This window comes from Vibrio rhodolitus, from assembly GCF_003350325.1.
Classification (GTDB): domain Bacteria; phylum Pseudomonadota; class Gammaproteobacteria; order Enterobacterales; family Vibrionaceae; genus Vibrio; species Vibrio rhodolitus.
On the sequence record NZ_QLYZ01000002.1, the window covers coordinates 54,171 to 67,341 of the forward strand.

The 13,171-nt window shown below is 44.5% G+C and carries 10 protein-coding genes and 1 tRNA gene; 4 read left to right on the forward strand and 7 right to left on the reverse strand.

Annotated features, from left to right (window positions below):
- Positions 1-91: 91 nt before the first annotated feature.
- The 4 genes from DPF93_RS02280 to DPF93_RS02300 all read left to right on the forward strand — a co-directional run bounded on the left by DPF93_RS02280 (position 92) and on the right by DPF93_RS02300 (position 4,193).
- A tRNA-Gly gene (locus DPF93_RS02280) sits at positions 92-166 on the forward strand.
- Between the two features lie 696 nt (positions 167-862).
- On the forward strand, positions 863-2,728 hold the full coding sequence (locus DPF93_RS02290) for a hypothetical protein (protein ID WP_114764607.1): 1,866 nt from the start codon (positions 863-865) through the stop codon (positions 2,726-2,728).
- Between the two features lie 453 nt (positions 2,729-3,181).
- A complete protein-coding gene (locus DPF93_RS02295) occupies positions 3,182-3,817 on the forward strand; it encodes a winged helix-turn-helix domain-containing protein (protein ID WP_114764608.1) in 636 nt (211 codons plus the stop codon).
- Positions 3,783-4,193, forward strand: a complete 411-nt coding sequence (locus DPF93_RS02300) for a hypothetical protein (RefSeq protein ID WP_123777502.1) — start codon at positions 3,783-3,785, stop codon at positions 4,191-4,193. The genes DPF93_RS02295 and DPF93_RS02300 overlap by 35 nt, the downstream gene beginning before the upstream one ends.
- A 48-nt stretch (positions 4,194-4,241) precedes the next feature.
- Here DPF93_RS02300 and DPF93_RS02305 read toward each other — a convergent pair whose 3' ends face one another.
- The 7 genes from DPF93_RS02305 to DPF93_RS02335 all read right to left on the reverse strand — a co-directional run bounded on the left by DPF93_RS02305 (position 4,242) and on the right by DPF93_RS02335 (position 13,163).
- On the reverse strand, positions 4,242-4,664 hold the full coding sequence (locus tag DPF93_RS02305) for a hypothetical protein (RefSeq protein WP_114764610.1): 423 nt from the start codon (positions 4,662-4,664) through the stop codon (positions 4,242-4,244).
- Positions 4,618-5,268 carry a winged helix-turn-helix domain-containing protein gene (locus DPF93_RS02310; RefSeq protein WP_114764611.1) on the reverse strand — a complete coding sequence of 217 codons (651 nt, stop codon included), beginning with the start codon at positions 5,266-5,268 and terminating at the stop codon, positions 4,618-4,620. Before DPF93_RS02310 ends, DPF93_RS02305 begins: the two co-directional genes overlap by 47 nt.
- A gap of 375 nt (positions 5,269-5,643) precedes the next feature.
- Positions 5,644-7,287: an electron transfer flavoprotein-ubiquinone oxidoreductase gene (locus DPF93_RS02315; protein ID WP_114764832.1), complete on the reverse strand. Its 1,644-nt coding sequence runs from the start codon at positions 7,285-7,287 to the stop codon at positions 5,644-5,646.
- Between the two features lie 110 nt (positions 7,288-7,397).
- Entirely contained in the window at positions 7,398-8,549 is a 1,152-nt protein-coding gene (locus DPF93_RS02320; protein ID WP_164675293.1) for a dihydrolipoamide acetyltransferase family protein, read from the reverse strand.
- Positions 8,546-9,529, reverse strand: coding sequence for an alpha-ketoacid dehydrogenase subunit beta (locus tag DPF93_RS02325; RefSeq protein WP_114764613.1), 984 nt, complete (start codon positions 9,527-9,529; stop codon positions 8,546-8,548). Before DPF93_RS02325 ends, DPF93_RS02320 begins: the two co-directional genes overlap by 4 nt.
- Positions 9,522-10,616 (reverse strand): pyruvate dehydrogenase (acetyl-transferring) E1 component subunit alpha, encoded by a 1,095-nt coding sequence (gene pdhA, locus DPF93_RS02330; RefSeq protein WP_114764614.1) that lies wholly within the window; start codon positions 10,614-10,616, stop codon positions 9,522-9,524. Before pdhA ends, DPF93_RS02325 begins: the two co-directional genes overlap by 8 nt.
- A gap of 555 nt (positions 10,617-11,171) precedes the next feature.
- Positions 11,172-13,163, reverse strand: a complete 1,992-nt coding sequence (locus DPF93_RS02335; RefSeq protein ID WP_114764615.1) for an acetoacetate--CoA ligase — start codon at positions 13,161-13,163, stop codon at positions 11,172-11,174.
- Between the last annotated feature and the right edge of the window lie 8 nt (positions 13,164-13,171).

Here is a 13,171-nt window from a genome sequence, read left to right on the forward strand (position 1 = left end):
GGTTGCATAGTGAGCAAACAGCAGGCTTTTGAATAAAAAAGACTTTTCTTTTCAGTCATCTGTGGCATATTAACTGTGCCTTCACGATAAAGCGTACTTCGTATAATGGCTATTACCTCAGCCTTCCAAGCTGATGATGCGGGTTCGATTCCCGCAGTACGCTCCAAATCCTCAAAGTTTTTCAAAGATTCTATTTTCCTTAGTGTTCTTGGGACAGCCTAACTGTACCTTGCTTTTTGTGCTTGAGAATGGCTAGCACGAGTTTGACCTCAAATTTGATGACTCAAATCTCTAGCCAAGACGGACGTATCCTACTGTCACATAGGTAAAAATAATAATGACAAACTTACAAACGAAAAGGTTGGCAATTCTTCTTGATGCGTTATGCATCAATAGTGCTAACAACGATGAAACTCAACTACACATTGACTCTGGATTGTGCATTTTGCTAGATGGTGGACGTCCTAGTAATCCGCCGGATGCCAGGTACCATTTCTCTACAATTTCTCTACAATTTCTCAACCAGATTTAGTTCATCAACTTTCCGATGATTTTGGTGACTTTTTCCACCTTTCGTGCGCGACAAAAGACCTATTTCAAACTATCCGCACTACGATTTGGCTGTCAATGGAAGAGTTGTACGACGAAATTCTTGCAAGTGATGGCAAATCCCAGTTTATTGAATTGATTTCTCGAGACTTTCATTGTCAACGAAGCTATGTATTTTCTGGATGGATTGAACATAACGAATCTATTCTAAGTGAATTAGGCTTGAGAAAAGTCTCTGAGTTCAAAGATAGATGGCAATACGGAGAATGGCACTCCGTAGAGCGCATCGCAGTAGATGACGAGATGAAATGCTATGAGTGATCTTATAAACCAACTTATAGTGATTATGCGTGAGTATGATAGGAAAAAAAAGATACAGTGGCTAGGTTTTCTGATAGTCATTGAAGTTATCTATATACTAAACGAGTTTGCCTTAAACGCGGCGTTATTAAACGCGGGTGGAGGCTTAGTTCTCGATAAAGCAAAGATTGATCAGTTAGAAGTCTTTGGTCGCATTCTTAGTGGGGTAGGTCTTGGCTTAGTCGTCTTTGCAATTCGGGATTCAAAAAATAAGAAAACGACCGACCCTAAGAAAAACTTAGTCGCTCTTGCCGGGTCAGTGGGCATCTGTATTCCAATCATGTTTATTCTCCAAACGATTATTATTGACGGACTAATTGTTGGCAACTCGACTATTTCCGATCGCGCTAGAGCACAGATATTAGTGAACCACCGAGTTGCGTTAGTTACTGGAGAGACAGATCTATTTTCCGGTGGTGCGTCAACTGGTCACCAAAGAACTAATTCAGAAACGTTGACCGTAAACGCAGTTTTGCCGTTGTTTTTGCTAGATTCTGAATCCTACTACAACAGTCAATACAATAATCGCGCGAATGTGGCTAAAACCTTTGCAATGACGCAGCAACAGCTAAAAAAAGAGGGCATGTATGATGCTTATCTAGAAGCGTCGAGAGAAATTGACCAGCAGTGGAAACAACTGCAAACAGGCAACATGGAGTTGCTCAAATCAACGCCAGACTATGTATGGAATGATTTGATTAAGTCAACTCAACCAGAGTTTGAACAGTATGTACAGGCAGTCAATAAATTCGAAAATGGAATTTACCGTCTTCTCAATGAGAAAAAGGTTTTTCGCAAGTTAGATGATTACTTTGAAGGTGCATTTAGAAGTGATCGATGTAAAACTCAAAGGTGTAAACAAGCTAACCTCAACGCGATTACGAAGATGATGGCTAAGGTTTCGACCGATGAAAATCAAACTTGGCGAGACTGGTGCTCAGGCAATACTTGTCCTGCTAGTCGAAGTGATATCGTTGCAAAAATTGCATTAGAGCAAGAGTTTCGTTTCTTTGTACTAACCGAGATGAACTACGGTTATCACCATAGCGCGGAAGACTTTCTTGCTGAAGTCAGCGTTGCGAAAAGAATAAAGAAAAAATTCAAAGCTGAGGGTATTAATCTCGATTCAATTGAGTACATGAGTCGTGCCAATTTTACGAGAGCTTACTCTCAAGCTATGACGGGTGGTGATATCCAAAAGTTGCGCCAAGGCATGCCAAAAAGTGAGTTCATCCAGCTCTCAATGATTCAGAAAGTATTCAAATCTGTTATGGGGGAATCGTACAAAAAGGGTGTGCCACTTGGTCTAAGCAAAGAGCAATTTTTTGCTCGTTATATTAAACCAACTTATCAGCAAGAAGTGCGAACCCAAATGTCGTTGATTGCTGACGCTAAGCATGATTTTACCAAAGGAGCACGTGTTGAAGACGGCAAGAACTATGTTAAATCAGTAGTTGTCCCTCCGATCGCAATCGCGCTCAGCATTATATTTAGTGTGCTTTCGATTTCTCGTATTTGTATAAGGATGTTTGATCTATATAGGATTTGTAACTCAAGATCGTCTAGTACGGTAGGTCAGCGAGTGACAGTTGGGTTTGTCACCTTGTTGGCTCTATTATTTATCCCACTCTTTGGTTTCAGCTTAAATGAACAACCAATGCGAGCGGTGAAGGATATCCATACTTATGACAAAATCAATAAACCAGAAGCCTTGACCTATATATGGATTGTGAATACGCAGCCAATAATTTACCCCTTAGGCTCAACAGTTTTGAAGCTGACAGGGCTGAATAATATCGATCATCCTATGTATGATTGATTAAACGATTTGATGTAAACGTTACGGGTACATGCGTCGCCCGTTCGCGTTGGTGAATGATGCTCCGAACTAATAGAACAAATGGGGTCAAGTCTTGCCTTTTGCCTGTCTGAGTTATCCATACCTGAAGTAATTCAAAAGTGCTCATGCATGACCCCATTAAACTCATTTTTGTTATAGCGTTTGCTCAAGCTGATTTAGACAAACACACCTTTGCCCTAAAGCTTCACTAAAGAGCAGCACAATCAATTGCTATTGAATTATTTCAAATGGTCAAATTTCAGCAACACCAGTTAATCGTATCCAATACACAAAACAAGCTTTTTAAGCCGCAAATTTAGTTTCAACGTGCTCCATATAAATCGCCATAAATTGTGATGTGCTTCACACTAGTCTGCATTTGTGTATAATATTTGCCTTTCTATATACAGTATTCCATAGAGTAATTATCCGATGGTAAGTAAAGATAACACTATAATTCTTGGTGATTTTATATGGGAAGTGGAGTCCAAAGAGCTTAAAAAAGCAGATGACACGGCTAGTGATGCCTCTGTCATTTTGACACCAAAGCAGTATCAATTGTTAAAGTGTCTATACGACGCTTGCCCAAATGTACTAAAGAAAGAAGAGATTGTTGAAGAGGTTTGGAGTAGTACATTTACTTCGCCGGAAAGTTTGCCGCAATTGATCATTCGCACTCGACAAGCAATCGGTGATTCAAAAAAACAGATACTCGTCAATCAACCAGGAGTTGGCTACTCTTTGAACTTTAAAGTCTTAGCGAGCAATAAGGTTGATAGCGTGGTAAGTGACAGTGAAACAGCAATAGTCGCTAATACAACAAAAGTAACTAACACAAGACAAGAGTTTGGTTGGTGGCAATTTCTTTTTGTTTTGATGTGTTTAGGTACCGCTTACCATGTATATGAAGTTGGTAGTTCATTTTACTATGCATCTGTTTTTAAACAGGTCCATCATACAAACCCTTACCCCAATATTTTGACTGCGACTGACGATAAAGTTGAGGTTTTAATTGGTGAAACTAAGTGTATTTATGAAAAGAAAAAACTCACTCTTCGTTGCCAATAGGCTAAAGACAGTTCTGTCATTCATGGTTGTGAATGCTGTTCTACTTGCGGTTAACCAATTTAGTGTTGTTGAACTCTATGGAACAGTCGAAACGTCATTTGCATCTTGGAGCAGCTATACCAACTTCCATAATAAGAAGATTAAAAGTGACGTTATCTATGTGATGAAAGAGGAGCACGAGGAGCAAACTAAATCCATTTCTTACGATTATCGTTTAAGTAAGGCGAAAGGCGGCGAATATATTGCTATTGGTCAATCAGAGTCGATCCCGATTAAATATAATAGTGTGTTTTACCTAGATGAGCAGTGCGGATTAATTTTTAGTAATCTCGTTGAAATGACAACGCGCAATGTTGCATTGCGCTGTCTGTATTAGAATTTTCTGTCTAACGATTAACCCCAGAGCAGTTGCTCTGGGGGCTTGTCAGTAGAAACATCGCAGTGAGGCATTTTCCATTGCGAGTTTATCCCTGCCGCTAAAGAAGAGCGCACACTTATCATCGATCGCAAATAGTCGGTTGTGACTAATTGCAATCGAGTCATCGTCTCCTAGTGATATAAACGAATTGCCATGCGTCTCAGACTCTACATAAGTGTTGGTATGAGAAATTGTCTTTGCATGTGGGTCATCCACGTTTGAGTAGATGATGCGGGTTTTGAAATCTTGCTTATACAGAGTTGAGTGTATCGCCCATCGGTAACCTTCAGCCTCAATACGACCATAAACATTGATTTCAGAGTTCGATATCACAAAAAACGATGCGATATTGAGTAGTAGTAGAACAGCTATCGCAATCGTTTTATTGGCATGTAAGTAGTTGAGTGTTCTTAGTATAGTTACATTCATTGTTATCAATCACGATAGAAATATTGTTGTTGTCAATTTGTTTTGCGTAAGGGTACGGCATAGCGAAAAAAGCGCTTATAAATTGATGTTTGTAGTAAGCAGCCTCAACAGCCGAACCAAAGTTAAATAGGGTCAATAGCATCAATACAGGCATTACTAGTTTTATTTTCAGGTCTGCTGGTTTCGCTTCAACACCATCTGTTGGTATTGGCTGAGCTGAATTTTCAAAATCGTTTTGCTCGTTAACTGCTAGTGGCTCTTTCTTTACCGTGAAGTTTAGCGAGTAGCCAATTCCCGGTTGGTTCACCAAAATGTTCTTGTTGCTGTCTTCTAAAGCGCTTCTTGTTCGGTTAATCAGTTGCGGCAAACTCTCTGGAGAGGTTGGTTTTGATTCCCAAACAAAATCGACGATTTCTTGCCTTTGTAATACATTTGGATGGGCGTGAAACAAGCAGTGCAACAGCCTAAACTGCTTTGGAGTGAGTGAGAGTTTCTTATCATCACTCGCATCGTTATCTGCTAGTGTGCCAGCATTGATGCGTTCTAATTTTCTAGATCTTACGTCCCATGTAAAACCGCCAATAATAAGCGTTGTATTATTCATTGTTAAGTTAGTACTGTTTAAGCGAAGGTGAAGCCAAAAAATTTAGTAATTTACAGCGAGCCATTTAATTGTTTGGGATAGCGAAAGAATTATGTTTTTGCTATACCAAATTTGAGATGGATTATAGAAACCATACAAACTATCTGAGAAGTTAAAATGCAATGTTGTTTTCGATGTGTGTGTTGTTGCTTTACTCTTGTTGTTTTGTTTGTATCTTATTGATAATAAAGGAATGTAATTCAATGTAAGTAAGATTTATATCGATTTATAATTGCTGTCATTACGCCTTTTGGGGCCTCTTTTTTGCGCGCATTGATAATTGTGAACCGATAACCTTCGCTTGGTTTTGTCGCCGAACGTAAAGCAATTTAAGGGTTACATATTCCGATAATTCGGTCCGCCACCTCCTTCTGGCGTGGTCCAAGTAATGTTTTGTGAAGGGTCTTTAATGTCGCAGGTTTTGCAATGGACGCAGTTGCTGGCGTTAATTTGAAATCTTGGTGAGCCATTATCGGCTATCACTTCATATACACCTGCGGGGCAGTAGCGCTGGCTCGGCTCATCAAATTCACTTAAATGCACATCAATCGGGATGGTTTGCTCTGTAAGGTGTAGGTGACAAGGTTGATTCTCTTCATGCTGAGTGGCAGACAAATAGACCGATGACGGCTTATCAAAACTAATGATGCCGTCCGGTTTAGCATAGTGAATGGGTCGGCAGTCACGGATGGGCTTTAACGTTTCATGATCATGCGCTTTATCTTTTACTGTCCAAGGCAAGGGTTGATTGAGCAGCGGTTGCCAAAGGTTGTGCTCCAGTGTCGACAAAGCACCGCCGAGTAAGGTACCAAACTTATGCACATTCGCGCCAAAGTTGCGTGTTTCATTTAATTCATCGAATAGCCATGATTGCTCAAACAGTGTTTGGTAATCTGGCTCGCTTGCTGATTGCACAACCGCCGCATAAATAGCTTCGGCGGCAAGTAAGCCAGACTTCATCGCGGTATGGCTGCCCTTTATTTTGGCGACATTGAGGGTTCCTGCGTCACAGCCAATAAGTAACCCACCGGGAAACTGCTGTTTAGGCAGTGAAGATAACCCGCCTTTAGCTATGGCTCTGGCGCCATACGCGATTCGTTCTGCGCCCTGTAAGTGGTGTTTAATAGTAGGGTGGTGCTTGAAGCGTTGGAACTCATCAAATGGGCTTAAGTAGGCGTTAGAGTAGTTGAGGTCGACAATCAGCCCAACAGACAATTGGTTGTTTTCCATGTGGTAAGCAAAGCCACCTCCGGTGGTGTTTGATTCACTCAGTGGCCATCCTGTGGTGTGAATGACCGAGCCTGCACTTGGTGAGGCGTTGTCAGGCAGTTGCCAAATCTCTTTGAGACCTAGCGCGTAGTGCTGCGGCTGTTTTCCACAGTCTAACGCAAAATGTTTGATAAGCTGTTTACCCAAATGTCCACGGCAGCCTTCGGCAAAGACGGTAAATTTGGCTTTAAGTTCAATGCCTGCTTCAAAGTTGTTTTTTGCTTGCCCGCTTTTATCTCGCCCCATGTCACTGGTATTAACACCGGTAACATTACCTTGCTGATCATAGTTAATCGAAGCGGCAGCAAACCCCGGGAAAACTTCGACTCCCATCGCTTCAGCTTGGGTGGCTAACCAGCGGCATAAGTTAGCGAGGCTAATTACGTAGTTGCTGTCATTGTTATGCATCGGCTTGGGCGTAAGAAAGTTTGGTAAACGTATGTGGTTGTGCTCGGTGGTGAGATAGAGCATTTGATCGTCTTGCACCGAGGCAACAAGCGGTGCGTCCATCGATTGCCAATCTGGAAATAGCTCATCCAACGCGCGAGTTTCAAACACTGCGCCAGATAAAATGTGCGCGCCAACTTCAGAGCCTTTTTCCAACACACAAATAGATAGGGGAGCTTCAGCCGTTTGATTGAGCTGAGCGAGGCGACATGCGGCACTAAGACCTGCAGGACCTGCGCCAATGATCACGACATCAAACTCCATGCACTCTCTTTCTACTGCTTCTGTTGCCATAATGGAGCTCCTTTCTATTTATTGATTGTGTGCTTGTTCATAGCGTAATTATTGAGTTCCGGCTTTCTCCGTTCGATTTGTTATTTACTTGCTTTGGCAAGATGCTGGGTAAGGGCTTTGGTGAATCGTGCTGCTTCACCACCGGTGCATGCTCTATGGTCGAAGGTGATGGAAAGTGGCATTGCTTTAATCGCGACAGCTTTGCCATCACGTAGTACCACTTTTTCTATGATGCGACCCGCGCCAACAATCGCGACTTGAGGCGGCGTAACCACCGGAGTGGCGTAGATTCCCGCAATCGCACCAAAATTGGAAAGAGTGATGGTGGCGTGTTGGAGTTGCTCTCGACCAATTTTTCGCTCTCGAATGCCTTGTACTGTTTGGTCGAGCCAACGGCGCACATCATGAGGTTGATATTCATCTGCGTGGCGCAGAACCGGTACGTACAATCCGTGGCGGCTGTCTACCGCAATACCGATATTGACGGTACTGTGCACGCATCGCGTCATGGTTTCGGCGTCAAACCAGGCATTCATGGCGGGCTCTTCTTGGCAGGCATGGACGATGGCTTGAATTAGGCGAATACTGACGTCTTCATTTTGTTGCCAGCCATCGAGTATTGCTTCTTCGGTGATGGTGACTGCGGCTACATTGTGGTGAGATTCTGCCATTGCAGCGACCATAGTACGGCGAGCGCCTTTAAGCACTTCGGTGCCGGGACGTTGTTTACCCGCCTCATGGTATATATCATTATCAACAATTAGCCCATCAGGACCACTACCATGAACTTTGTTTAGATCTACGCCCAGTTTTTTTGCCAGTAGACGAGCAGAAGGCAGCGCGGTAACAAGATTATCGGGTGAGGGGTTGTGTTCTCCACCAATCCAGAAGTCGTCGACATTAACGTTGTGCGCATGTTGAGAAACGTTTCCCACCACGGTCGCTGCGTCTGTGGTTTGTGATTTCGCACCTTGCTCAGTTTTAGATTGCAGCGAACCACTTTCATCGATTTCTAACAATAGCGCGCCGATATTGACGATATCGCCTTCTTCGCCATGACGAGAGACAATACGACCGCTGTAGGGAGCAGGGACATCGACGGTGGCTTTCGCCGTTTCAACCGTCAGCACGACTTGATCGAGCTTGACCATATCTCCAACATTGATGTGCCATTTGACGATCTCAGATTCAGCAAGCCCTTCACCAAGATCAGGTAAATTAAATGTCTTCATTGCCAATCCTCCATAAGTTCACGTGCAGCAAGCACAATGTCATCGCGTTGGATCATGTAATAATCTTCATTGCGGTAGTAGGGCATGATGGTATCCATTCCCGTTACGCGCTTTGGTGGCGCTTTGAGTAAACACATCGCATGCTCTGCGGTGCGTGCGAGCAATTCAGCGCCGACACCACAAGATTTACTGGCTTCATGTACGATGAGTAAGCGTCCGGTTTTTTCCAAGGAACGGAAAATCGTGGCAGTATCGATGGGCTTAACACTGGCTAAATCAATTACTTCGGCTTCAATGCCTTGGATTGATAGTGCTTGCGCCGCTTGCAAGGATTCCACTACGCACGCCCCCCATGTCACCAAGGTAATGTCACGTCCTTTGCGCAGTGTAAAACACGTATCTAATGGTAGTGCTTCACCATTGTCTATGACTTCTGATTTCACCGTGCGATAGATTCGTTTAGGTTCGAAAAACATCACCGGATCATTGCTACGAATGGCCGCCAGTAAAAGCCCATAAGCACGTTGGGGTGAGGAAGGGATGACAACTTTAAAGCCGGCTGTATGGGCAAAGAGGGCTTCGACACTCTCCGAATGGTGCTCTGGCGCGTGGATGCCACCACCAAACGGAGCGCGAAATACCGCAGGGCAGGTAAGTCTACCGCGAGTTCGGTTGCGCATACGAGCTGCATGACACATTAAGTGCTCCATGGCGGGGAAGACAAAGCCTTGAAATTGAAACTCGGCGACAGGGCGTAAGCCTTGCGTTGCCATGCCGACACTTACTCCGCCAATCAGCGCTTCGGCAAGCGGCGTATCGACTACGCGCTTTAAGCCAAACTTTTTCTTTAACCCGACGGTAGCGCGAAAAACGCCGCCGTTATCGCCAACATCTTCGCCAAGTACTACGACGCTTTCATCATTTGCCATCTCATGATGCAGGGCGAGGTTAACCGCTTCTACTAGTGTTAGCTCAGCCATGTTTGCCTCCTTGCATGCGCATTGCTTTATTGATCAACTGATCTCGTTGCGGATGAAGCTCTTGCGGAAGCGATTCGTAGAGAAAATCAAAGCCAGTTTCGGGGGCTTGATTGGCAAGGTTTAAATAGCGCTCGACTGCCAATTCAACTTGCTCTTTACAATGCGCTTGCCATTGTTGCTCTCGGTCTCGATCCCAAGCGCCTTGGCTGATCAAAAAAGCTTTCAAGCGGCGAATAGGTTCATATTGCCACGCAGTTTGCACCTCATCTTCATTACGGTAACGGCTAGCATCATCGGCAGTGGTGTGGTCACTTAATCGGTAGCTTATCGCTTCAATTAGCGTAGCACCTTTCCCTTTGCGTGCTCGCTCTAGTGAATGAAATACGGCATCAAAAACGGAAACCACATCGTTGCCGTCAACGGTGACACCCGGAATACCAGCTCCCTTGGCTTTTTCAGACAGAAATTCGGCAGCGCATTGCAGTGAACGAGGGACGGAGATTGCCCATTGGTTATTGTTCACCACAAATACCAGCGGAATATTCCAGGCGCCAGCGCAGTTGATTGATTCAAGAAAGTCGCCTTTGGATGTGCCTCCATCACCGCACATCACCAGCGCCGCGTCGTGATTGCCTTTGATCTTTAGCGCAGCGGCAACCCCAACCGCGTGAGTACATTGTGTGGCGATAGGGACGCAGAAGGGAAGATCGCGACTAGCGAAGGGGCTACCTTCGGGGGCGAAATCACTGCCTCTTTCATCGCCTCCCCAATATTGTAGGTTTTTCTCCATACCAATACCTCGACACCACATGGCAGGCATATCACGGTAATAAGGCACGAAGACATCACTGGCTTTTAACGCTCGCCCAACCGCAATTCCAATCGCTTCTGCGCCAAGGTGAGAAGGGTAAGTGCCGAGTTTCCCCGTGCGCTGCAAGGCTACGGCTTTATTGTCGTAGGTACGGGTTAACACCATATCCTGATAAAAGCCTGTTAAGGTAGATAAATCAGCCCAGCTTGGTAGTTGGCTGACAAGGTTCCCATCATGGTCGATAAATCGCTTCATGGGTAATGCCTGAATGTTCATCTCAAGCTCCTTTCCGCGCTGCCGTTTTTGCCATGCAGCGCTTAGTTTGACCGAAGCCTGTCTGATTATTCAGGCTTCGACATGACTTTTTGTCTCAACCGATCTTCCTTAAAGTCCTCACCGTCGAACGCGGAATTACCGCTTTACTACAACACTGTCTGCTGCGAATCTGGATAGTGTTGATTGTTACTGCTGGCAAAAAGCCGTTAAACAGTGACGAATTTCGATATAGACCTATACGTATAAGTGTAAACAAGATGTTAAATGTTGCATTGATAAAGTGAGGAGCGAAAAGTAAACTCTGCCTTACAGCGATGATTTTTAGTGCGATATACTAGAAAATTGCATGCGGTAAGTGTAAATGTGAAGTTTATCACTAATATTGCTGATTAATTCGCCAGATAATAAAATGGGTTTCGGCGTAATTTGCTGCTAAATCAGTAGCTTGATGCTCAATCGCTAACATGAAACCTTGGCGAGTAAGATAAACTGGCTATCTTACTCACGAGCGACTAAATGGCGTGAGTTAGTCTTTTTAGTAACGATTCAATTTGTTTAACGATAGCCTGCGGTAACGTGTTCAATTTCCGTTAATACATTAGGGTTTGCGATAGCACCGATATTGCCGACACTTTGCCCATTGACCACTTGCTTGACTGCGAGTTCAACTAACTTGCCAGAGCGAGTTTTAGGGATCTCGCTGATAGTAAAGATCTGTTTGGGTACATGGCGGGGCGAACAGTTGGTTTTTAGTCTTGAGCGAATGGCATTTTCCAGCGTCTCATCTAGTTCAATACCTTGATCTAAGCAAACCAATAGCCAGATCTCTTCGCCTTGTGGCTGCAATTTACCAATCGCGATTGAGTCGCTGATTCCTTCAATATGGTTAACCTGTTGGTAGATCTCCGCCGTACCAATTCTCACGCCGCCGGGATTGAGCGTCGCATCGCTACGCCCGTAAAATACAAAGCCGGCGGTTTGTGTTTGTAGAACATCATCACCATGGTGCCAAACGTTGTTAAACTGATCCCAGTAGGCGTTGTGATATCGCTCGCCACTGTCGTTCCAAAAGCCCAGAGGAAAATTAGGCAGCGAATTGGTGCAGGTTAGTTCCCCACGCTGATTTATAACCCGTTCGCCAAGTGGATTAAGCACTTGAACATCAACCGCTAAGCCCGCTTGTTGGCATTCGCCTTTAAACACCGGGGAGATAGGATTGCCGATCACAAAACAGCCACATATATCGGTACCACCGGAAATCGAGGCTAGGTGCAGGTCAGATTTTATGTGTTGATACACATAGCTAAATTGTTCAGGGTAGAGCGCAGAACCCGTAGAGCAGAGCGTGCGCAGAGCGTGCAACTGAAAATCTTGTTGTGGTGCATAGCCTTGATGCTCTATTGCTTCAAGGTACTTGGCTGACGTACCAAATAGCGTCACGCCATGCTTGTCAGCTAATTGCCACAGTGTTCGTCTATCGGGGTAAACCGGGCTACCATCATAAATGACAAGTGTCGCGCCACTTGCAAGCGTGGAGATGTGCCAATTCCACATCATCCAACCACACGTCGTATAGTAGAAAACCTTATCATCAACCTTTATATCGCAGTGCAGCGCATGCTCTTTGACATGATTAAGCAGTGTGCCGCCCACAGAGTGAACAATACATTTAGGCTGCCCTGTGGTTCCGGATGAGTAGAGGATAAATAATGGATGGTTGAATAATATTCGCTGGAACGCAACGGATTTCGCGGGGTAGTGAGCCAGTATTGCGCTCCATTGTGTCGCGTTGGTCTCTACGCTAGATGAAGCTTTGAGGTAATCGATCTGACAGACTTTTACGTCATGCTTTTTGTTACAGCTTAAGCTTGTGCTAATGGATTCATTTTTGCTCGCCATTGAATAGTTTTTGCCATTAAATTGATAGCTATTGCAGCAAAAAAGTACTTTAGGTGAAACTTGCCCAAAGCGCTCAATAACGCTTTCAACGCCAAAATCGGGCGAGGTTGATGTCCAAATCGCACCTAGGCTAGTGGTCGCCAGCATCGCAATCACGGATTCAGTAATATAAGGAAGATAGCCGGCAACTACATCGCCTTGCTGTACGCCGCATTCTATTAGCCATTGCTGAATGGAAGAGACTTGGTCGACAAGCTGTTGTCCTGTGAGTTGCTGATTTTCACCGCGCTCATTGGCAAACAGGATGAAGACTTTTTCGGGGTTTTGCTGAGCATAACGGAGTAAGTTTTCTGCGTAGTTTAGCTTGGTATCTGCAAACCAAATGGTATCGCGATTTGCCACACTATCTTGCCATTTTGCATCGCCTAATGTTCTGCTCTCCGCTCCTAAGTCACCTTTTAGTTGGCAAAAGTGCCAAGTATGCCGCCAAAAATCAACGTCGTTTTCGATTGACCATTGATGGAGCGCAGCATAGTCACCAATAGGGGCAGAAGGTCGGGATTGATTGACCCGTTTGATAAAACTTGTAAGGTTGCTCTCAGCGATTCTCTGTTTAGATGGTGACCATATAGGAGCTTGCTGTGCCATGTCGATCC